This is a genomic window from Achromobacter sp. 1014246743 (genome assembly GCF_059760725.1).
Genome location: NZ_JCBANA010000018.1, coordinates 66,374 through 88,176, shown reverse-complemented (window position 1 = coordinate 88,176; position 21,803 = coordinate 66,374). Strand labels below are relative to the sequence as shown.

Genomic DNA, 21,803 nt, shown 5'->3' with positions numbered 1-21,803 from the left:
GGCCGGGGCCGCGCCGTCGACACCCGCGTGCCCGACCCGCGCACGGTCTCGACATAGCCTTCGGCGCGCAGGCGTTCGTAGGCCTGCACCACGGTGGACCGGGCGACGCCGAGCGCCAGGGCCAGCGTTCGGGTCGAGGGCAAGGGCTCGCCCGCGCCCAGCCGGCCGGCACGCACCCGTTCGCGGATGGCGCGGCACAACTGGCCTTCGAGATCGCCCTGGGGCCGGTCAAGCACCAGCCAGGTCACGGGTTGGGAAGTCATGGGCAAGGATGCAAAAAAACGCGCGCATCGCGCAGCGGGTCAGCAGGAATTTTAGGGGCAACGCCGTGTCGATGGACCGTCACTGGTAGGCCGGACATCGGCAAAGCGGACGGCTCGCGCGCCAAGGTTCGGCGCTACAACGAGGACCCCGACCCGCCTGCCAAATTGATTCCGCGTGCTGACCTCTACCCTGCTCATTACCGGCGGCGCCCTGGCCGGCGGCCTGGTGTCCGGCCTGACCGGCTTTGGCACCGGCCTGACGGCACTGCCGATCTGGCTGCTGGCCCTGCCCCCGGCCCTGGCTTCGCCGCTGGTCATCATCTGTTCGGTGACCTCGCAGTTGCAGACGCTGCCGTCGATCTGGCATGCCATCGACCTGCGCCGGTCGGCGCCGTTCATCGCCGGCGGTCTGATGGGGGTGCCGGTCGGCGTCGCGGCGCTGCCCTACGTGTCGCCGCGGCTGTTCGAGGGCGGGCTGGGCGTGATCCTGGTGACGCTGTGCGCCCTGCTGCTGCTGAACGGCCAGGTCCACCTGCCGCGCACGCATCCGCGGATCTCCCTTGTGGCCGACGGCCTGGTGGGACTGGGCGGCGGCCTGCTGGGCGGCATTGCAGGCCTGTCCGGCCCCCTGCCCACCTTGTGGGCGGGCCTGCAAGGCTGGACCAAGGACGAGCGGCGCGCGGTGTTCCAGTCGTTCAACCTGTCGATCCTGGCCGTGGCGCTGGCCTGGCAAGCCGTGTCGGGCATCGTCACCGCCGAGGTCGTCTCGCTGGCCTGGCAAGCCCTGCCAGGCACGATCGTCGGGTCGTGGCTGGGGCGGCGGTTCTACCACCGCATCAATGTCGTCGTCTTCAACCGGATCGTGCTGCTGACGCTGCTGGCGGCCGGCGCCCACATGATGATCCGCGTGCGGTGAACGTCCTGCGACCACGAGATACTCGGACAGAATTACGCAAAAACCAGACACTTCTTTACGTGGATGGGCACTGATTCCCCTACAATTCAGCAATAATTCAGGTTCGCCGGCATCGAGGACCGGCGACATTGCCAGGGATGACGAGACAACATGCACAACGCCATCAGGATTTTCGTCGGCTGCGACCCCAACGATTGCGACCTGGAACAGATGATGGTGCTGGAATACAGCGCCCGCAAACATACCTCCCGCCCGGTCGACATCACCTGGATGCGCCTGTCGCGCGACCCCGCCAGCCCCTGGTATTGCGACCCCGCGCGTGGTCGCGGCTGGCGCACCGAAAAATGGTCGACGCCTTTTTCCGCCTTTCGCTGGGCGGTGCCCGCCGCCGCGGGCTTCCAGGGCCGCGCCTTGTACATGGATGCCGACATGCTGGTGCTATGCGACCTGGCCGAACTCTGGGACCTGCCCCTGCAAGGACAAGCCATCGTCGCCGGCCGCCGCGATGGTGACGGCAACGGCTGGCGCTCGTGCGTGGCCTTGTGGGACTGCGAACGCGCGCGCGCCCATCTGCCGTCCCTGGAAGCGCTGCGCGCCAAGCGCCACGCCAACCGCGAAATGAAGCACTACTTCGCCGACCGGCCCCATCTGGTGCAGCACCTGGACGCCCGCTACAACAGCATCGACGGCGACGGCCTGGCCGCGGACGACATCCGCATCCTGCACTACTCCGACATGGGCACGCAGTTCTCGCACCGCTACGCGCTGCCGCGCCTGCGCGCCGAAGGCCGCCATCACTGGTTCGACGGCGAGGTCGTGCCGCATGCCCGCCACGAGCTGACAGCACTGTTCGATCGCTACTACCGCGAAGCCATCGACGCCGGCTACACGCTGGAGGCCTATCGCAACGCGGCGCCGTTCGGCGACGTGGTCAAGGCCTCGCAAAAAGACTACACCGGCAACCGGCCACGGCCCGAGCGCCGCTCCTGGTGGCAGCGACTCTGGTCGGGTGCGGCGCGCGGCTGACGGTTGGCAGGCAACGGCTAATCCGCAAGGCCTGCGCCCTGCGGCGCCACGGGCGGACCCGCCTGGCTGGCATCAGCGGCCCCCCCAGGTTCGGTGGCTGCCCCATCCCGGTGCACGGCGTCAGCCCCCCGGATTCTGCCCTCCATCCGGGACAGCACCGACAACGCCGCCACGATTTCCCGCGGCTGCGCCGATCCCGGCAGGCAAATATCCACCCCCGCCAGCAACAGCCGGGCCCGTTCCCCCGATGAGGCCTTGTCCGTGACCACGGCCACCACGCCCGAAATCTGCGGGCAATGCGGCAACGAGAAGAATCGGAGCAGCCACGGCGACCGCCCCTCTACCAGCAGGTAGTGCCTGCCGGCGCCCCCGGCCCGCGCGTACAGGCTGGCCTGGGTGTCCGTATAGAAACGGATTGACGGCACCGCCTCCCGCAGACTGGCGGCCAGCGTGGGCGCCCGGTCGATGTACTGGGCATGCAGATGCAGTTGGTGCAGAAAAGAAAAATTGGGCACGGCGCAGGGTCGCAGGGGATAAAGCCGTGCATTCTAGAAATCCATCGGCCGCTGGCGCATCAGACAAATCCGAAAACCACACGCTCGCGCCGGTGCCCGGCTTTCCGACATGCCGGACTGCATATTCGGAAATGTCTGATGGTCAGCGACCCGTGCGCATCGCTCTAATGGCGCCTCGCTGACCGCCGGCGTGCGCGCCCCGTTCCTGCCGGGCCCACTTCGACCATTGCGGGAAACGGCGAGCCCTGGAGACCCCCTCATGCTGTCCTATCGCGTCTTGATCGTCGACGACCAGCTATTGCAACGTGAATACCTGAAAAGCCTGTTCCTGCAGGCGGGCATCGCCCACGTGGACACCGCCGAGAACGGCTGTCACGCCCTGCGGTTGCTGGAACAGCAGCCTTACGACCTCGTGCTGAGCGACCTGATCATGCCCGAACTGGATGGCGTGCAACTGATCCAACGCCTGTCCACCTACGAGACGCCGCCCTTGCTGGCCGTGATCAGCTCCTCGCCCCGGCGCCTGATAGCCGGGGCGAGTCTCGTGGCCAAGACGCTGGGCATGCGGGTGATCGATCAGTTGTCCAAACCCGCCCAGCCGCAAGCCATCATCGCGCTGGTGGCCAAACTCAAGGCCGCTTCAAGATTGAAGGCGGAGTCGCTGGTATCGGGGCAGGTCTTTGACCGTTCCGCACTGCAACATGCATTGAGCTCGGGGGAAATCCGGGCCTGGTTCCAACCCAAGATGCGCATCGCCGACGGGGCGATCAACGCCACCGAGGCGCTGGTGCGCTGGGTTCGACCTGACGGCAGCGTGTTGCTGCCCGGCCAGTTCCTGCCCGCCCTGATACTGGACGAGCTGGAAGACGAACTGCTATTGTCGATGCTCGCGCAGACAATCGCGGCGCAACATGCCTGGCAACGGCATGAATTCCGCATCGACGTGTCCGTCAATCTGCCGACACACCTGCTGCAAGACGCGGACCTGCCCGACCGCCTGTATGACCACGTCATGCGCCTGGGCGGCAATCCGCAGGATATTTGCTTTGAACTGACCGAGGGTACGACCACGGACGAGATAAGCGATTATTACGCGGGCGCCTGCCGCCTGCGCATGAAGGGTTTTGGCCTGGCCCAGGACGATTCTGGCCAGGGCTACAGCTCGGTTTTCAACCTGGTTTCCACGCCCTTCACCGAACTGAAGATCGATCGCTCCCTGATCAGCCGCTGCGTCGCCGACGACGGCGCCCAGGCCGCGGTCGAGAGCATCGTCTCGCTTGGCCGCCGACTGGCGCTGAACGTCGTCGCGGAAGGCGTCGAAACGTGGGAACAGCTTGCGCTGCTGAAGAAAATGCAATGCGATACGGCGCAGGGCTTCCTGATTTCCCGGGCCCTCACCCCTGAGCTGTTGCTGGGGTTCCTCAAGCGCAACCCAAGCCTGCCCAGATGATCCGCACCACGCCACGGCACACGCGCATCGCGTCGATTGGCGACCTGGCCAAGGCCTCGCTACGGGTGCAGGTGCTGTTCATCGTGACGTTGATCCTGGCCATCGTGATGCTGGTGCTGTGCTATTGGGTCGTGAACAGCCTGATCACCCTGGCGAGCCACGGCGCCCGTTCACACTTCCAGCAACTGGCCTACAACCTGCACGGCCAGGAGTCCTTCCTGGCCCGCACCACTCGCAACGACGCGGTCCGACTCAGCCTGGCGTTGCCGCAGGGCGCGCCTGCCTCGTTCGAATTGATCGACAGCGACGCCACCACCAATACCTACGAGGGCCAGGGCGACAACCTGGCCATGCCCTACATCATCAAGGTCAATCGCAGCGACGCCGCAGGCGGCAGCGACTACAGTCGTCGCCTGCACGTCGTGGCTGCGGGCCTGGCCAGCCTGTATGGCACCTCCCGCAGCACCTGGCAGCAACCCGGGATGCAGGCTTTCCTGCTGGATCTGAACAGCCAGGTCAGTATTTCGGTGCCCTGCTCCGAGGATTCCGTGACAGACGACGCGCATCGGTGGTGGCGCTGCCCGCTGTCAGCCAATCGCGTGCGCGAGCTGATCTATACCCAGACGGCGCAGGCCAGTCCCGAAGGGGCTCGCTGGATCCGCGTCAATCTGCCTGGCAACGGCGAGGATCGCATCGGCTACATCGTGTACAGCCCCATCGACCTGCCGGACGCCCTGTGGCTGCCCGGCACCGTCAAGCGCGACCTGGTGGTGGCGACCTTCATCGAAATGCGCGACGTCTACGCTGGCGACCCCGCCTACGGACGCGTCTATTTCCAGGACCTGGGCACGACGCCCGGCACCGTCCCCCCATCGGCCCCCGAGCAGGAGCATGGGGCGCTGGAAGACGTGCAAAGCCGCGTGCGCTTCGGCCTGGACGGCGCCCGCATCGACACCTGGTGCGAAGATGGCTGGGCCGCGAGCTACCTGGTGCCCTACGCCCAGTTCTTCCTGACGGGCCAATGGCAATTGATGTCGTTCGGCGTGCTGCTGTTGCTGTGCACCGGCATCAGCATGGCGCTGTACCGGCGCCATCGCAACCTGGTCGTCCGTCCCGCCCAGGCCTCCCACGAGCGTGTGGTGGAAAGCGAGTCCTTCAATCGCGCCGTGATCCAGGCCGCCCGCGTGGCCGTCTGTGCGCTGCGGGTCAGCGACCAGCAGATCGTGGCCAAGAACCACCTGGCCGACGATTGGCTGGGAGACATCGAAATCGTCCGGCAGCTCACCTTTTCACCGGACCATCCCGCAACCGCAGGCGAAATCGAGGTGGGCGGGCGACACCTGAGTTTCAGCGCCTCGCGAGTCACCTATCAGGGTGAAGACGTCATCCTTGCCACCTTCAGCGACATCAGCGACCACAAGCGGGCCCAGGCCGCGCTGGCGCAGGCCAAACGGGCTGCCGACGATGCCAACGCGGGCAAGACCGTGTTCCTGGCGACCATGAGCCACGAGATACGCACCCCGCTCTACGGCACCCTGGGCACAGTGGAACTGCTGAGCTTGACGCCGTTGACCAATCTGCAACGCGGCTATCTGCGCACCATCCAGACCTCGTCCGCGGGGCTGCTCAATGTCATCAACGACATCCTGGACGTGTCCAAGATCGAGTCCAGGCAGATCACGCTCAAGGATCAGCGCCTGGATCCGGCCATGATCACCGAGGAAACCTTGCAGGCCTATGCGGCCACCGCGGACGCCAAGGGCCTGCAGTTCTTCTCGACCATCGCCACCGACGTGCCCGTGCATGCCCACGGCGACGCCTTGCGCATCAAACAGGTGCTGAACAATCTCGTCAGCAACGCCATCAAGTTCACCGAAGCCGGTTGGGTCCGGGTCGACCTGACACTCAAGGGCGAAGCCGATGGCCAGGCGGTGCTGGAATGGCGCATCGCCGATACGGGGCTGGGCATTCCTGCCGAGCAGCAGCCGCTACTGTTCCAACCGTTCTACCAGGCGCACGGCAACGCGGGACAGGCCCTGCCGGGCACCGGGCTGGGCCTGTACATCTGCCACAGCCTGTGCGAATTGATGCAAGGCAGCATCACCCTGGACAGCAGCCCCGGTCGGGGCAGCACGTTCATCTTCAGGCTGCCCCTGCGCGTCGCCGTGGATGCGGCGCACCGGGCGGGCAGCGGCGAGATCGCGGCGTCGCCCGCCGTATGGGTACGCGCGCCCGTCACGGACCTGGCCCAGGACACCTGCGCCTGGCTCACCCTGGCCGGCGCCAATGCCAGGGTGATCCACGGCGGCCTGCCGGCCAAGCGCGAGGGCATACTGGTGGAACTGTTGCCAGAGCGCCTGCCCCCCATCGAATGGAACGGGCCACGCGTGTCGTGCATCCCGGACGGCCCCGACACGCCACAATGGAGCCTGTCGGAAATCCACGTGACCTGCCACCTGCGGCACAGCATTGTCGAGGCCGTTGCCCTGGCGCAGCATGGGCGCCCGGCGTCGGCCGACGCCGCGCCCGCCCAGGCCGAACCGGCGGAGGCGCCTGCCACCCACGAATACCGGCCTGATGCCGGTCTGCGGCGGCTGGGGCTGCGCGTACTGGTTGCCGAAGACAATCCCGTCAATCGCACCCTGCTGGTCAGGCAGCTGGAAGAGCTGGGCTGCGAAGTCACGCTGTGCGGTGACGGCCTGGAGACGCTGGCACGTTGGAATGGCGACGAGTTCGACGTGTTGATCACGGACATGAACATGCCCCTGATGGATGGCTACGAACTGGTGCGCACGCTGCGCGCGCGCAGTACCAATGCCCCCATCATCGGCCTGACGGCCGACGCGCTGCAAACGCAGCGCGATGCGGGCTTTGCCGCCGGGCTGAACGCCTGGGTGGTCAAGCCCGTGGACCTGCGCACCTTGCATGACGCCCTGAGCACCGCCTGCGCCAGGATCATCAGCGCCAAATTCGCGGGCGCGGCGCCGCCACCCAACAAACCCAAGGAGTTCTACGATGATCACCTTCGGGCAGCGTTCAACACGACGATGCGCGAAGACATGGCATCCATGCGAACCGCACTGGCGGCGCGCGACGCCACGGCGGCGGTAGCGACGCTGCACCGCATGCGCGGATCGCTGGTGGTCGTGAACGCGGAAGACATCGCCCGGTTTTGCGGCGTGCTGGAACAGAAGATTTCCGACGAGGGCATCACGCCCATGCTTGAGAACGCGGTCAAGAGCACGCTCGCACAACTGACGGAACGGTTCAAGGAGCTATAGCCCGGCAGTGCAAGCCCCGATAGAACCCAGGCCAATCGCCAAGAGCATCACACAAGGACGGAAAACATGACAAGAATCCTGCTGGCCGACGATCACCAGGTCGTGATACTGGGCGTGCGAAACGCATTGGAAGGCGTCGCGGGTTATCAGATCGTCGGCGACGCCACGAACGCCGCCGACCTTATCCGCAAGGCACGTGAACTTGCTCCCGACATCATCATTACCGACTACAACATGCCGTCCGACGATGGCTATGGCGACGGACTCGCGCTGGTCCAGTACCTGCGCCGGAATTTTCCCGCCATCCGCATCCTGATCCACACCATGATCACTTCCCCGGTGATCGTCGCCAGCCTGTACGAAGAAGGCGTCAACGGCGTGCTGTTCAAAAGCCGCGACCTGGCCGAAATCCAGACGGCGCTGGACACGCTGAAGAAGAACCAGATCTACCGCAGCTCTCCCCAGGTGTTTTCCGCGGCCTATCCGGGCGAATCGCAGGACGCCGCGGCCCGAATTGCACGCCTGTCGCCCAAGGAACTGGAGGTGCTGCGCCATTTCCTGTCGGGGACCTCGGTAGGTGAGATCGCACGCATCATGAATCGCAGCGTGAAGACGGTCAGCACCCACAAGATTGCCGCGATGCGCAAGCTCGACGTGGAAACGGACCACGAACTGGTCATGTTCGGCGTCAACCACGATGTCTTCAAATGACCCCTTGTGCGACATCCTCCTTCAACGTGCCCCCCGCCCCTCATGAACCTCCGTCAGACCCGTCCCCTGGCCATCGGCATGGCGCTTGTCTTGCTCGCCCTGCCGATGGCCGCCAAGCCCGTCCATGCCGCCACCGCGGTCCAGCTTACGGTGATGGCCTATGGGGTCGACGCGTTCGACGAAAAATACCAACGCACCGTCATCCGGCCTTTCGAAGCCGCCCACCCCAACGTCCAGGTGAACTACTACGCCGTACGAGATTCGCGCAATGCCCTGGCGGTGCTGCGCGCGCAACGCATGGCGCCGCGGATTGACGTGGTGATCATCGATCCGCCCAATGCGCGGCTGGCGCAGGACGAACACCTGCTCGCGCCGATGGACCCGAAGCTCGTCCCGAATGCCGCCGACCTGGGGCCGCTTGGCCGGGAAATGGGCTTCTGGGCCTTGCCCGCCATGTACGATTCCATGACGCTCGTCTATGCCAAATCGGCGTTCGCGCAGCCGCCCAAAAGCTGGCGCGAGATGTGGGACCCCAAATACCGCGGCAAGGTGGCCATGCCCTCCAGCAAGGAAGTGAACGGCAGCATGATCGCCATGACGATGCTGGCGAATCGGCTTGCCGGCGGGTCCGACGGCACCGACAACTTCGACGCCGCCATCGACTACCTGGAAAAACTCGCGCCCAATGTCATGACCTGGACACCCCGTCCCAGCCAGTATTGGTTGGTGTCCCAGAAGCAGGCGTTGCTGGCCCAAGGCTGGAATTCGCGTAGCCAGAGCCAGATGGACATGCTGGGCGGCTACGGCACCACCGTGCCGCAGGAAGGCACCATCGCCATTCCCATCCTGATTGCCCGCGTTGCAGACCGGCCCCACGGCGACGTGGCGCAGGCCTTCATCAACCATGCGCTCAGCCCCCAGGCGCAACAGGCCTTTTCGGAAGCGATGTACTACGCGCCATCGAATCAGAAGGCCAAGGTCAGCGAAGCCGCGCGAGCACGGATCCCGCTGCTGTCGCCGAACACCCGGCTGATCCCGGTGGAATGGGCCACCGTGACCATCAAGCATCTCGCCAAATTGCGCGCGGGCTGGTTGTCCCGGGTCATGAAGCCGGCCTCCTGAGCCGGGAAGGTCCCGGTCCCTGTTTTTGGGCGGCCGATTACCGGAATTGTCTGATGGTGCGCTGCCGTGCTGGATTGTTACCTTTGCTTCCGTGGTGAAAGCGCCTGGTTTGAACCCCGGGCGCGGCGCCACGAAACATCCGACACGCTCTCTCATTGGCTTTCAGACAACCATGAAACACCACACCAGCAAGCTATTCGCCGCCCTCGTGGCCTGCGCCGCCAGCACGGGTGCCCTGGCCCAGACGGCCCCCGCCGCCGCCCCCAGCTTCAAGATCACCGTTACCGGCACGATCGCGCCGGGCAGCTGCACGCCGGCCTCCGGCGACCTGACGTTCGACATGAAGAGCATCAACCCCAAGTCGTTGAACGCTGACAAGGTCACGACGCTCAGCGGCATCACCCAGAAGGTCAAGATCACCTGCACCGCCGACACCGCGATCGCGCTGAACGTGACGGGTTCGACGAAGGCGTCGGGCAAGGCCTACGGCTCGAGCATGGAAAACCATCCGGCGGGCACGTCCACCGAAGAGAACTCGCTGCATGACCTGGTGAATCCCACGGACAGCAACAGCCGCGTCGGTGTGTATGCCATGCAGTTCCGCAACTTCACGTACACCGGTGGCGGCACGGGCTCCGTCCCCACCAAGGCAGCGGTCATCAAGAGCGACGACAAGGTCACGTGGGCCTACGCCGACAACCTGAATGGCTGGAACACCGCGCAACTGAAGCGGGACGGCAGCAACTATCTCTCGTTCGCCGACACGAAGGCCAACACCGTCCCTGTCCTGGCCAGCGTATTTGAAGGCGACCTGATGATTTCGCCGCTCATCCTGGCCAAGAAAGACCTGAAGCTGACCGGTGACCTCAAATTCGAAGGCGGCGCGACCATCACGCTGAACTACCTCTGATCCGCGTCTGCTCACGCAGCACAGGCTTCGATACTTCGAGAGCAATCATGAAACACCCCCATTCCAGCAAGATCCTGTTTGCCGCACTGGCGTGCGCCGCCGCGGCGGTATCGACCGCCCACGCTCAAGCGACCAAGGCGGCAGCCCCTTCGACGCTGCAAGTCAAAGTCGGCGGCGTCATCACGCCGGGCAGCTGCACGCCTGTCGCTGACGCGCTGTCCTTCGACATGAAGAAGCTCAATCCCGCGTCGCTGAAAGACAAGGCCGAAACCCCGCTCGCGCCTATCGTCCAGCGCTTGTCCATCAAGTGCCAGGGCGATGCCGCGGTGGCACTTTCCGTGGCCGGGACCGCCAAGGCGGCCACCGCCTCGGAAGACGCGCTCGACCACAAGGCCACCGGCATCAGCGCCGAAGCGAAAAAGGGCTACATCTACGACCTGGTGGATGTGGCGACGTCGAATTCCCGTATCGGCCGCTATGTCTTCCAGTTTCGCAATTTCAGCTACACCACCTCGGCGGCGAACGGTACTGCCGCCAAGGCCGTGGTCGTGAGCAGCAGCGACAAGGCCGCGTGGACCACTGCCGCCGACACCGCAGCCAACGCGGCGCAGTTGAAATCGGACGGCACCACCTACGTGAGCTTCGCCGACCCGGCCACGCCCGCCGTGCCGGTATCCGCATCGCTGTTCGATGGCGACATCATGATCGGCGCCGTCATCCAGCCGAAATCGGCGCTGACGCTCAATACCGACCTGTCGTTCCGCGGCGAAACCACCATCACCCTCAGCTATCTCTGATCGGCGCGCTCATCGGCGCATCGCCTGCGTCGATGAGCGACCAACGACCATGAAACTCAGAACTCTGCTTACCTGGACCTGCGCCATCGCCCCCATCGCAAGCCTGGCGCAAAACGCGCCGCTGAAGGTCGCGGTGCAAGGGGAAATCAAACCTGCGGCATGCACGTTGCAAATCGCCCAGCAGGCCACGTTCGACTTCGGCAAGGTGAAAGTGCAGGACCTGAAGCTGGACACCTATACGCTGCTGCCGGCGATCGACCGTGAATTGCGCATCTCGTGCGAGGCGAAAACCACGGTGGCGCTGACCATCAGCGATGCCAATGCGGGCCTGGTGCCGTTCAAGGACGACATCGTCTTCTTTGGCGGGCATGGCAGGAGCTGGTCAGCCGCGCGGCAGTATGGCTTGCGCAACGACGCCGGGCGCGCCATCGGCTCCTGGGCGGTGCAGTTGGTGCCTGGTTTCACGGTGGATCAGAAGCCCACGGATTCGATCTACAGCGGCGACAACGGCAAGACGTGGCAGCCTTCGGTCGGCAACTTCTTCCACGATGATGGCAGCCTGGAAACCTGGAGCGATCCCGGTCGCAAGGAACCGGCGTTCGGCTACGAATTCGTGGGCACCCTGCGTGCACAGGCGGCGCTGGACAGAGCCAGCCGGCTCGGCGTGGCGGCTGATGTTCCCTTCATCGGCGGAGCCGTCCTGACACTCGTCTATCTCTAGCGGCCGACGCCGCCTTGTGCCGGGATGGCCGGCTGATCATGAAGCCTTACCTGAAATTCCTCATCGCCCTGGCGGGCGCAACGCTCGGCGCGCCGAGCCCGGCCGCGCCCTCCGCGCCCCAGGCACCCAGCTGCCGCATGCAGTTGAGCGGGGCCACCACGGTGGACTACGGCAAGATCAAGCGCAACCTGTTGCGCGCCGCTGACGCCGCCGCGCTGCCTGCCCAGCAACGCAGCGTGACGGTGACCTGTGACCAGCCGGCTGCGGTGGCGCTGCGGCAGTCCAGCGGTGATGGTTCTGCCAATCCCGCGGCCGGCAGCAAGCTCGGCCTGGCGCCGGAAACCAGCCACGGTATTGGCCTGGTATCCGGCAGGCCGCTGGGCGCCTTCGCACTGCGCTGGCGTCGCGACACGGCCACGCTTGACGGCGTGCCGGTACAACTGATCGTCTCGGCCGATGGCGGCGCGACGTGGCGACTGATGGACGCCGACACCGTGGTCGGCGCCACCGACCTGATCGCCTGGGCGCGCGGCGAGCAACGCCGCCCGGCCAGCGGCCGCACGCTGACGGTCGGCGTGCGGATCGAAACGGCCATCGCGCCGACCTCCACGCTGTACCTGGGCCGAGAGGCCCTGCTCGACGGCTCGATAAGCCTGTCCGCCATTTTCCAGTAGGCCGTCCTGCCGATGGCCAATTAACACAGGTCGGCACCGGCCGGCTTGAACACGTCTATTCCTGCTGATATGAAACCCCTGCTGACTTGCGTTTCCCTGGCCTGCACCCTGCTGGCCAACACGGCCGGCGCCGCCGGCGTCGTCCCTGAAACCTCGGTGCTCATCGTCGACGAAGCGACCGGCGAAGGCACCATGACCGTGCAGAACACCGACTCGGCGCCCGTGTTGCTGTACACCACCATCGAGAACATCGCCGAGGACCAGGAAGAACTGGTCGTCGCCACGCCGCCCATGGCACGGCTCGAAGCCGGCCAGTCGCAGTTGGTGCGGTTCATGTTGACCAAGAAGGGCCCGCTCGCCACGCAACGCCTCAAGCGCGTGGCGTTCGAGGGCATCCCCTTCGCCCGCGGCGCCGACAACCAGATCCAGACCACCTTCCGCCAGAACATCCCGATGATCATCCAGCCTCGCTCGCTGGAGAAGCTGAAGGATCCCTGGACGCGCCTGACCGCCACGGCAGACAACGGCAAGCTGCGGCTGTGCAATGACAGCGGCTACGTGGTGCGCATGGCGCAGCAAGTCCGCCTGGACAGCCGCAATGCCAACCTGCCCCTGCCCAAGACCTACCTGCTGCCGGGCGAACGCATTGAACTGGCGACCCGCGACCAGCCCGCGAACGGCAGCACGGTCACGATCTGGCCGGCCACGGTCTATGGCTACGCCGCGGGCAGCTACGCCATCCCCTTGACGAATGGCTGCAAGCCGACACCCGTGAAATGAACCTGCTCGCGATCCCGGCCGCGGGCCTGGCCGCACTTGTCTGCATGGCGGCCCCCGCAACCGCGTTCGCGCAACAATTCGATCCACAGACCTTGAAGCGCTTGGGCATCTCGCCCGAAGCCGCCGCCTACTTCAGCAAGACCTCGCGCTTTCTTCCCGGTGTCAGCCGGGTCCGCATGAAGGTCAACGGCGCCGACCTGGGCACGATGGACGTGCGCTTCAATGACGAAGGCACGCTGTGCTTCACGCCCGAGCTGCTGCAACGCGCCGGCCTGAAGGTGCCCGATGGCACCTCGGAGCAAGCCTGCCAGGACTACCGCAAGGCCTATCCGGAAACCGACATCACGCAGTTGCCGAATCAGTCGGAGGTGCACATCGTGACGCCGCTGGCGGCGCGCGCGCCCGTCGAAGAAGCCATCCAGGGTCAATACGCGTCAGGCGGCACCGCCGCCCTGGTCAACTACAACCTGAGCGGTGCGCGCAGCGGCAGTGGCGAATCAGGCTACCAATACCTGCGCGCCTACAGCGAAACCGGCCTGAACATCGCCGACTGGATCCTGCGCAGCCGCCAGGACTATTACTCGCAGGGCGGCAGGTCGACCTTCACGCAAGGCGACACGTATGCGCAGCGCGCCGTGCCCAGCATGCGCGCCACGTTCCAGGCGGGTCAGATCTCGCCCGCCGGCTCCTTGTTCTCGGTCGGCACCCTGCGTGGCCTGCAACTGTTTCCCGAGTACGCGCTGCGGCAGACGCAGGCCTCGGGCGTCAACTTCAACGGCATCGCCAACGGCCAGAGTCGCATTGAAGTCCGGCAACTGGGCACGCTGATCCTGATGACGCAGGTGCCGGCGGGCGCCTACACCATCACCGACGTGCCTATCATCAGCGGCAATTCCGACCTGGACGTGCAGGTGATTTCCACCACTGGCGAACGGCAGCAGTTCACGGTCCCGGCCGCATCGTTCGGCGCCGTGCGCAACACCACGGCGCAAGGACTGTCCATTGCCGTGGGACGCTACCAGGCCAGCCGCGGCAGCGACAGCCAGACGCCGCTGGTGGCCACCGCCAGCAACGGCTGGAACCTGGGAAGCCGCAGCACCCTCAGTGCCGGCGCCTTGATTTCCGCGCCCTATCGCGCGCTGGCGTTCACCTTTGCGGCCTCGCCCAACGACGCCCTGAGCGGCTCCATCGGCCTGCGCGCCTCCAGCGCGGTCGCCAACGGCAGCAAGCTGCAAGGGCAGCAGGTCGCGGCCACCTTGTCCGTGTCTCCCCTGGAACGGCTATCCACCAATTTCTCGGCCACCTGGCAGACGGACGGCTATCGCGACATGGCGCAGGTGCTGCAACGCACCGACGACCCGCGCAGTGCCGGCCGGGCGAGCCAGACCTATACCGCCGGGGTGTCCTGGTTCCAGCCGACCCTGGGCGCCATTTCCGCCAGCTATAGCGCCAGCCGCCTGACCGGCCTGGACGCGACGCGCCAGCGCGCCACGCTGTCGTGGAGCCGCAGTTTCGGACGCACCTCGGTGACCCTGTCCGCGGCCAAGGACCTCAGCGCCGACACCCGCGCCCGATCAGACAACCAGTACTTCCTGACGCTCAGCTTTCCCCTGGGCAGCGCCAGCGCCGGTGTGTATGCCAGCAAGGCGGGCGACAGCAGCGCGATTGGCGCAAGCTATTCCGATACCGTCAATCCGCAGTTGAGCTACAGCCTGACATCCAGCGTGGCCAACCCGGGCAACGCCGTCAATTCGTCGGCCTCGATCGACGCGCTGCCGCGCTACACCCACGTCAACCTGTCGGCCAACCGTGATGCCCAGGGCAGCGTGTCGACGAACTGGGGCGTGCAAGGCTCGGTCGTGGCGGCCGGCGGCGCCGTGGCCTTCTCGCCCTATGAGGTGGGCGATACGTTCGGCATCGCCAAGGTCGGCGACCTGGGCGGGGTGCAGATCCAGACGCCGGCGGGCCCGGCCTGGACGGACGCGTGGGGCCATGCCGTCATTCCGGGCCTGACGGCCTACAGTGAAAGCTCGGTGGAAATCAACACCACCAGCCTGCCGCGCAATGCCAACCTGCCCAATGGGGTGCAGTCGGTCAAGCCCGCGCGCGGCTCGGTGCAGGTGGTGGACTTCAACCTGCGCCAGGTGCAGCGCTATCTGATGTCGGCCGTCTCCGCAGCCGACCAGCAACCGTTGGCGGAACGCCTGCCGGTGATGGACGCGCGCGGCAACCTGATCACCCTGGTGGGCAAAGGCGGCCAGATTTTCCTGGACGATGCCTACCCGATGCCCTTGCAGGTATCTCTGACCGACGGCGCGAAGTGCTTCCTGGACGTCCAGCCCATCGGCAAGCCCGATCCGGACCTGCCCTACCAGGAGGCGCAGGGCGTATGCCGCATGGGGCCGCAAGGGAAAACCGGCTGATCGCGATACGGATCTTCCGGTCCCAAGGCATGCGGCAACCCAATCGGCCGCAGCGCGGGGCCAAACGCTGAGGGTGGGGCGGGACAGGCACAGGCCCGCACCAGGCGGTAACATGATCGCCGCCATGCCCGCCCTCTTTCCATCCCCGCAAGCGCTGACCTCCTATTTCTGGAGCGGCGACGTCATCCGCAGCCGCAGCGTCAGCGCCCGCGTGGCCACGGCCACGCTGGACGTGCCCGAAGCCCCCGCCCGCCTGGCGGCCGACTGGGCCCGGGAAATCGAATCGCGGCTGGTGCTGGACCCCGGCGACGTGGAACAGATGCCGCTGGCGCGCACCATGACGCGCTGGCCCGATTACCACCAGTGCCTGCGGGCCATGCGCGACTGGACCGCCGCGCTGGGCCTGGGCGAGGTGCTGGCCTGCAGCGACATCGCGTTGATGGCCTGCCGCGGCGCGCGCTACCACCACGACGGCATGCAGTACGGCAGCGCGGCCTTCTGCAATCTGTTCATCAGCGAAGACAAGGGGCTGGATCTGATCTACCCCGGCACCGGCCAGCGTATTGCACTGCGGCGCGGCACCGCCGTGCTGTTCGACACCTGCCAGCCGCACGGCGTGGTGCCGCGCGGGGCCAGCCGCTTCGACGAGGCGGATTTTCCCGACGCGCGGGACCTGTCTCAGGTGTTCCTGACCTGGGAATTGCCGATCGAAGACGCCCGCGTGGCGGATGCGCTGGGCATCGCGTTCGACGTCGCCGCCGACGCTGCGCAGCAGGATGAAGAACAGGTGCGTGGCAATGGCGCCCGCCTGGGCGTCAGGCCGGATTGCGGCGCCTGGGAACCGCTGCCGTAACGACAGGCCCCGGTACCAGCGCCGACGCGGACTCTTGTATAGTGATCCGACCCCCAAACTCCTGGACGGCGATCCGATGTTCCGCTTTTCTACCCCGTTGCAAGCTTGCCTGCTTGGCGCACTGGCCTGCCTGGCCCTGGGCAACGCCCACGCCGCCCCGAAGATCGTCTATACCGGCACGTTGCAAGGCGCCGGCGAGGTCGTGATGGAACTGGACGCCCAGGCGGCCGCGGACGGCGCGCTGAACGGGCGCTACTTCTACCCGAAGGCGGGCGTCGACATTCCCCTGCACGGCACCGCCCAGGCGCTGGCGGAACCGCCGCCCTTCTGGAAGCGCGATCAACCGGGCCATTCGGCATCGGCCGACACGCCGCCCACCGCGGCCACCTGGCAGGGCGTGCGCGACGCGCAGGGGTACCGCGGCACCTGGACGGACGCGCGCAGCGGCAAGCAGCGCACGTTCGAACTGCGCCGCGTGGCCGAGTACGACCCCAAGACGCCGCCCGCCACCGACGTGCACAACGGCATCGCCACCTTCCCCGAGATCAATGCCGCGCAAGCCCCGTACGACACGCTGAAACTGGCCGGCCATGCCGAACCCATGGGCGACGAAATCGGCCGCGGCGCGGTGGCTTACCGCATGTGGCGCGACCCGCGCACGCAGTTTCCGTATCCGCGCCTGACGCGCCACCCCGATGAACAGGTCCGCGCGCGGGTGAATCATCTGCTGGAACAGCGCCATTGGCGCAAGAGCCTGGGTGCGCTGCAATGCATGGGCGAGGCCTATACCCGCATGGGTGACTTCCCCTCCGCGGGCACGCTGGGCAATTTCGATGGAGAAGTCATTACCGTCACCTGGCTGTCGCAAGCGCTGATGACCGTGACGGAAAGCGGCAGCCTGGATTGCGGCGGCGCACACCCCGACAACCATTTCGAGCCCTACACCTACGACCTGCTGCGCGGCGAATACCTGGACTGGAACCGCGTCTTCGACGCCTACGCGCCCCGCGGCCGTGGGCGCCCCCAGGCCAGCCCGACCCTGGTCGACATCACGGCCACCGTGCAACGCACGCTGGCCGCTGCCGAAGCCGAAGGCACCACCAAGGACCCGTCCAAGGATGGCTGCGCCAGCCTGTGGCCCGACAACCTGGTGCTGGGCGCCCAGGCGCCCGGCGCGCTGAGCCTGTCGGTGTCCGGCGTGGGCCATGCGTCGGGCATCTGCCTGGGCACGCTGGCGCTGGTGCCGTTCAGCGATTTGACGCCGTATCTGAAGCCGGGCGGACAGGCGTACCTGGCGACCGACTGAGACGATCAGGTCGACAACAACGCGCCGTACAGCGCCTGCCCTGCCCGGATGAAGTCGACGATCTCTTTGATCGAATGCATGTCCAGCACGTTGGGATCCTCGAACAGCGCCGGACTCATGTCGTTCTGCAGCAGCAGCTTGTTGAGCGTCAGGAACGCGGCGGTGCGGATGTTGCCGTCCGCGAACAGGTGATGCTGGTCAAGATCCTGGCAACACTTGGCGATGCAGGCAAGCTTGCCTTCTTCATCCTGCGCCAGGGCAAGCTCATCGTGGTAGGTCTGGATGATGGCGGCCGCCTTGTCCCTGCATTGCTGCGCCGACTTGGCCTGCGCCACCACGTAGTCCACCGGTTGCTCGGGATGCGGCATAATTTTCACCCAGGCGTGGGGATCGCTCGCCTTGGCCGACGCCTCGAATTCCAGCCTGCCTTCCACGGACCAGTTGCTCAGGCCCAAGCCGAACATGACCCCTTCGTTGTCCCGATACCCCTGCTGAAACAGGCTACCCGTTCCCATTTGGTCGCGCTTGTGCACCCCCGCCACGGCGGTGTCATGCAAGGCCAGGTAGCTGTCCGCGGTCAATGGCTGTGTCACTTCGTCCAGCATCAGGTTCAAGGCGCTCAACATACCCGCCATGTAGCCGCGCTCGTTCTCGAAGTAGGCCGCACCGTAAGCGTGGTGTTTTCCGTCCATGACCAGTTTGTAGGCATCGCTGGCGGCATCATCGAGCTTGCCCAATGCGGTGTGGGCCAGCTGTCCGGCACGCTCTCCGAAGCGAACCTGCTCCAACCGCATGCGCAGCACCGAATCGGTCTTTTCTCGAATTTCCGGGCCGATCCCCTGTGCATCGCGCAATTGGGAAATCATCTCTTCCAACCCTTGCCGCATCTGCCCGGGCTGGGCGTCGGCGCCGAACTGCGCAATCAACCGGTTCATCATGACGATATCGAGTTCATCGTGGAACGCATAGCCCAGGTCGGTACGCGGCGACAATACGTCTGTCTGACCGATGACATCCCACTTGCGGCATAGCGCCACGCAATCCGGTGGCGCGAAGTCATTGGCCACATGCAGCGCTTGATGCACCAATGCGCCCGTCAGCGGCAGGCCGCTATCCCGGGTGCGCTCCAACAAGTCACGCAGCACTCCCATCGCCTGATCGGAATGTCCCGCCCCATGCAAAGCCGAGAACAGGTTGTCAAATGCCTGCTGGTTTTGAACTGCGTAGTCGGGCGCAGTCTGCGGCGCATCCTGGCCATGGACGCCGCCGCTGCCGTTCAGGACCACCCGCATCGTGTCGCCCGCGTGGGCGATCTGCCGCCATTGTTCCATGCCGACAGGATTCTGGATGTTGCTCTCGATACCCATGTCTTGCCCTCCTCAGGCCCGGTTGATCAATGCGCCCGGATCGCCGGCGCTTGCAGTAGCCACGCTCTCGTCAACTGCGCTTTGCCGCGCGGCGCGCTCGGCCAGCCGCGCAGTCCAATACGTCGCCATGCCGCTGAAGGACTCGAACACGGCGCCGAAGCGCTGCGCGTGCAGGACCTCGAGCGGTTCGTGATAGCAATAGGTAATGGCGTCGGTCAGCTCGCTTACGCCGAAATAGCCGCCGGCAGTCAGTGCCCTCTGCATGTTGCAGCGAAGCAGATGCCGCAACAGCGAGGCGTGGCCCGCGCCGACGACGCGGCCCACCAGCGCGGTCCAATGCACCCGGTCATGCTCTTCGTCGTAGCTGATATGCACCCAGCATGACTCGTTCACTTGAATCGAACAGACTTGCGCGTCGTTGACAGGCAAGTCGGGTTGACCGAGCAACTGGCCAAGCTCGGCAACCCGCAAGCGAAAGACTTCGGCAGGCATGGTCCTCTCCCCGGGGTGAGGTGCGCACGTCGGCGCACCGGAGCCTGCGCCCAGAGGGTTCAGGCGATCCAGGCATTAGTAACCGGCATGGCCACGAGGTTCCATCGCAGGGCGCGCGTCGTGCCGGCCCTGGCGAGACGCTAAGGTCGAAGCGCATCCCGCTGCGCCTGCAAGGCCAGCCCGCCCTCTTCCTCGAACATCTCTTCAAACGATTGGGCGCATTGCGCCGCGGTCTCGGCAGCGCGGTCCAGCATGCGGGCTTCGTAACGCTGCTGCGCCGCCCGCCAGTCGTCGCCGCCGACCAGGGCTTCGGCCAGTTCCGCCGCATCCAGCATCGCCAGGTTCACGCCCACGCCCAGCGGCGGCATGACGTGGGCGGCATCGCCGACCAGGGTCAGGCCCGCGCGGTGGGGCCAGCGCGTGCCTGGCGGCAAGGCGACGATGGGCCGCAGCGCCGCGATCCGGTCCGCCTGGCGGATCATGGCCAATAGCGACGGCGCCCAGCCGGGAAAACGCGCCAACAGGTCTTCGCGCGTCATGCCGGCCAGCGCCAGATCGGGGCGGTCCGTTTCTTCGGGGCGTGTGCGGATCGCCGCATAGACGCGCAGGGTGGCGTTGCCGTTGCGCTGCGCAACGATGCCCGCGCCGCCATGCATCGAAAAATAGGTGCCGTGGCCCACGCGCCGGGCGATCTCGGGGTGACGGCGGTCGACATCGGCCAGCCACAACTCCACGAAGGTGACGCCGGTGTAGACCGGCTGCACGGGCGTCAGCGCGGCGCGCACCTTGGACCAGGCGCCGTCCGCGCCCACCACCAGGTCGTAGGGGCCAGCCAGGCCGCCCTGGCATCGCAGGTCATAACGGCCGTCGGGGCGTGCCACCACCGCCTGCAGGCGTACGCCCCAGTGCACCGTATCGGGCGCCAAGCGTTGCAGCAACAGTTCGCGCAACACCACGCGGTCGATTTCCGGACGATCGCCGGCGCCAGGCTCGGGGATTTCCTCGCGAAGCAGCTCGCCCGTAGCATGGTCGGCCAGGCGCTGTTCCTGGTCTTCGTGCCGGGCAATCCCCATGAAGGCATCGAACAGGCCCGCCTTGTGCAGCGCCACTTGTCCTTCGCCGGGATGCAGGTCCAGCGATCCGCCCTGGTCGCGGGCACCCAGGGCGGCGTCGGCCTCGAAGATGTCGGCGCGCCAGCCGTGGCGTTGCAGCACGTTGGCGGCGGTCAGGCCGGCAGGGCCGGCGCCGATGATGGCGATGGCAAGGGGTTGCGGCATGGCGGCATTTCCTTTAACTTGATAGGCACCTATGCATATTACATAGGCGCCTATTAAAATAAAAGGACATCCATGCCCGCCCCCATCGATTGGCAACCCCGGCAAATGCCGACCCTGCTCATCAACCAGTACGCCCGCGTCATGGCCAAACAGGTCGACGAGCGGCTGCGGCCGCTGGGCGTAACGGCATCACAATTGCCGGTGCTGGTGGCATTGAAGGGTGGCGGCCAGCTGACGCAGAAGGAATTAGCCGAAACGGCAGGGGTCGAGCAACCCAGCATGGCGCAGTTGCTGGCGCGCATGGAACGCGACGGACTGGTGCGGCGCGAACCGTCACCGACTGACGGGCGCAGCAGCCTGGTGTCGCTGACGCCCGCGGCGATGCGCAAGCTGGAGCCAGGCCGCGCCGTCCTGAAACAGATGGACGACGAGGCCTGCGCAATCTTCGAGCCGGCGGAACGTGAACTGCTGGCCCGGCTGCTGCTGCGCCTGGTGGAAAGCGCCTACCAGTAGATATCCTGGTTGTAGTACTTGTGCAGGTCGCGGGCCCAGGTTTCATCGGCCATGCGGGGCCAATTGTCCTTGTCGAAACCCGGCGCGTTCTTCAGGGTTTCCTTGTCCACGTGCAGCACGAAGCATTTGCGGTCGGTATCCAGCTTCAGGGCCGCCCACGGAATGGCAAAGAGCTTTTCGCCCATGCCCAGGATGCCACCGCGCGACAGTACCGCGTAGGCCACGCGCCCACGCGGCACGTCGATCATGATGGCCTTGATGTCGCCGAGCGTTTCGCCTTCGGCGTTGTAGACATCATTGCCTTCCAGCGTGTTGGCCGCCATGACTTCCGGGCCGGGCCCCTGGGCCGAGGTCTTGGGGCCGCCAACGATATTCGTGGTTTGCTGTTGTTCCATCGCTACTCTCC

General features: G+C 66.0%; 21 protein-coding genes. 15 read left to right on the top strand and 6 right to left on the bottom strand.

Annotation, left to right across the window (positions count from 1 at the left end; translation table 11 throughout):
* Window positions 1-263 (bottom strand): GntR family transcriptional regulator (locus tag AC6LJ2_RS10160; RefSeq protein WP_498151301.1); only part of this gene is annotated, 263 nt, incomplete at its 3' end.
* 175 nt (window positions 264-438) lie between these two features.
* Between AC6LJ2_RS10160 and AC6LJ2_RS10155 the strand changes: the two genes are divergently transcribed.
* On the top strand, window positions 439-1,179 hold the full coding sequence (locus AC6LJ2_RS10155; protein WP_498151300.1) for a sulfite exporter TauE/SafE family protein: 741 nt from the start codon (window positions 439-441) through the stop codon (window positions 1,177-1,179).
* Between the two features lie 150 nt (window positions 1,180-1,329).
* A complete protein-coding gene (locus tag AC6LJ2_RS10150; protein WP_263910015.1) occupies window positions 1,330-2,205 on the top strand; it encodes a glycosyl transferase in 876 nt (291 codons plus the stop codon).
* 17 nt (window positions 2,206-2,222) lie between these two features.
* Here the strand turns inward: AC6LJ2_RS10150 and AC6LJ2_RS10145 are convergent, their stop codons facing one another.
* Window positions 2,223-2,720 carry a hypothetical protein gene (locus AC6LJ2_RS10145; RefSeq protein ID WP_263910013.1) on the bottom strand — a complete coding sequence of 166 codons (498 nt, stop codon included), beginning with the start codon at window positions 2,718-2,720 and terminating at the stop codon, window positions 2,223-2,225.
* Window positions 2,721-2,979: 259 nt separating this feature from the next.
* Here AC6LJ2_RS10145 and AC6LJ2_RS10140 point away from each other — a divergent pair, with 259 nt between their 5' ends.
* The 12 genes from AC6LJ2_RS10140 to AC6LJ2_RS10085 all read left to right on the top strand — a co-directional run bounded on the left by AC6LJ2_RS10140 (window position 2,980) and on the right by AC6LJ2_RS10085 (window position 17,748).
* On the top strand, window positions 2,980-4,170 hold the full coding sequence (locus AC6LJ2_RS10140; protein WP_263910011.1) for an EAL domain-containing response regulator: 1,191 nt from the start codon (window positions 2,980-2,982) through the stop codon (window positions 4,168-4,170).
* Entirely contained in the window at window positions 4,167-7,451 is a 3,285-nt protein-coding gene (locus AC6LJ2_RS10135) for an ATP-binding protein (RefSeq protein WP_498151299.1), read from the top strand. The genes AC6LJ2_RS10140 and AC6LJ2_RS10135 overlap by 4 nt, the downstream gene beginning before the upstream one ends.
* Window positions 7,452-7,517: 66 nt before the next feature.
* Window positions 7,518-8,162, top strand: a complete 645-nt coding sequence (locus tag AC6LJ2_RS10130; RefSeq protein WP_263910007.1) for a response regulator — start codon at window positions 7,518-7,520, stop codon at window positions 8,160-8,162.
* A gap of 42 nt (window positions 8,163-8,204) precedes the next feature.
* The gene (locus AC6LJ2_RS10125) at window positions 8,205-9,284 is read left to right on the top strand and encodes an extracellular solute-binding protein (RefSeq protein WP_498151298.1); all 1,080 of its coding nucleotides are present in this window, start codon (window positions 8,205-8,207) and stop codon (window positions 9,282-9,284) included.
* A 172-nt stretch (window positions 9,285-9,456) separates the two neighbouring features.
* Window positions 9,457-10,194, top strand: a complete 738-nt coding sequence (locus tag AC6LJ2_RS10120; protein ID WP_498151297.1) for a DUF1120 domain-containing protein — start codon at window positions 9,457-9,459, stop codon at window positions 10,192-10,194.
* 47 nt (window positions 10,195-10,241) lie between these two features.
* Window positions 10,242-10,991: a DUF1120 domain-containing protein gene (locus AC6LJ2_RS10115; RefSeq protein ID WP_498151296.1), complete on the top strand. Its 750-nt coding sequence runs from the start codon at window positions 10,242-10,244 to the stop codon at window positions 10,989-10,991.
* Between the two features lie 49 nt (window positions 10,992-11,040).
* On the top strand, window positions 11,041-11,712 hold the full coding sequence (locus AC6LJ2_RS10110; RefSeq protein WP_498151295.1) for a DUF1120 domain-containing protein: 672 nt from the start codon (window positions 11,041-11,043) through the stop codon (window positions 11,710-11,712).
* 38 nt (window positions 11,713-11,750) lie between these two features.
* Window positions 11,751-12,386 carry a DUF1120 domain-containing protein gene (locus tag AC6LJ2_RS10105; RefSeq protein WP_445657430.1) on the top strand — a complete coding sequence of 212 codons (636 nt, stop codon included), beginning with the start codon at window positions 11,751-11,753 and terminating at the stop codon, window positions 12,384-12,386.
* 69 nt (window positions 12,387-12,455) lie between these two features.
* Entirely contained in the window at window positions 12,456-13,166 is a 711-nt protein-coding gene (locus AC6LJ2_RS10100) for a fimbria/pilus chaperone family protein (RefSeq protein ID WP_263909995.1), read from the top strand.
* Window positions 13,163-15,589, top strand: coding sequence for a fimbria/pilus outer membrane usher protein (locus AC6LJ2_RS10095; protein WP_498151294.1), 2,427 nt, complete (start codon window positions 13,163-13,165; stop codon window positions 15,587-15,589). Before AC6LJ2_RS10100 ends, AC6LJ2_RS10095 begins: the two co-directional genes overlap by 4 nt.
* Before the next feature lie 124 nt (window positions 15,590-15,713).
* Window positions 15,714-16,442 (top strand): hypothetical protein, encoded by a 729-nt coding sequence (locus tag AC6LJ2_RS10090; RefSeq protein WP_498151293.1) that lies wholly within the window; start codon window positions 15,714-15,716, stop codon window positions 16,440-16,442.
* Between the two features lie 76 nt (window positions 16,443-16,518).
* Window positions 16,519-17,748, top strand: a complete 1,230-nt coding sequence (locus AC6LJ2_RS10085; RefSeq protein WP_498151292.1) for a hypothetical protein — start codon at window positions 16,519-16,521, stop codon at window positions 17,746-17,748.
* Window positions 17,749-17,753: 5 nt separating this feature from the next.
* Here AC6LJ2_RS10085 and AC6LJ2_RS10080 read toward each other — a convergent pair whose 3' ends face one another.
* The 3 genes from AC6LJ2_RS10080 to AC6LJ2_RS10070 all read right to left on the bottom strand — a co-directional run bounded on the left by AC6LJ2_RS10080 (window position 17,754) and on the right by AC6LJ2_RS10070 (window position 20,884).
* Window positions 17,754-19,115 (bottom strand): hypothetical protein, encoded by a 1,362-nt coding sequence (locus tag AC6LJ2_RS10080; protein WP_498151291.1) that lies wholly within the window; start codon window positions 19,113-19,115, stop codon window positions 17,754-17,756.
* A gap of 12 nt (window positions 19,116-19,127) precedes the next feature.
* On the bottom strand, window positions 19,128-19,607 hold the full coding sequence (locus AC6LJ2_RS10075; protein WP_498151290.1) for a type III secretion system chaperone: 480 nt from the start codon (window positions 19,605-19,607) through the stop codon (window positions 19,128-19,130).
* A 140-nt stretch (window positions 19,608-19,747) separates the two neighbouring features.
* On the bottom strand, window positions 19,748-20,884 hold the full coding sequence (locus AC6LJ2_RS10070; RefSeq protein ID WP_498151289.1) for an FAD-dependent oxidoreductase: 1,137 nt from the start codon (window positions 20,882-20,884) through the stop codon (window positions 19,748-19,750).
* Between the two features lie 72 nt (window positions 20,885-20,956).
* On the opposite strand from AC6LJ2_RS10070, the gene AC6LJ2_RS10065 reads away from it, so the two are divergent.
* Window positions 20,957-21,397 carry a MarR family winged helix-turn-helix transcriptional regulator gene (locus AC6LJ2_RS10065; protein WP_498151288.1) on the top strand — a complete coding sequence of 147 codons (441 nt, stop codon included), beginning with the start codon at window positions 20,957-20,959 and terminating at the stop codon, window positions 21,395-21,397.
* Here the strand turns inward: AC6LJ2_RS10065 and AC6LJ2_RS10060 are convergent.
* The gene (locus AC6LJ2_RS10060) at window positions 21,388-21,792 is read right to left on the bottom strand and encodes a PRC-barrel domain-containing protein (protein ID WP_445657436.1); all 405 of its coding nucleotides are present in this window, start codon (window positions 21,790-21,792) and stop codon (window positions 21,388-21,390) included. The two genes, AC6LJ2_RS10065 and AC6LJ2_RS10060, sit on opposite strands and share 10 nt — an antisense overlap.
* Between the last annotated feature and the right edge of the window lie 11 nt (window positions 21,793-21,803).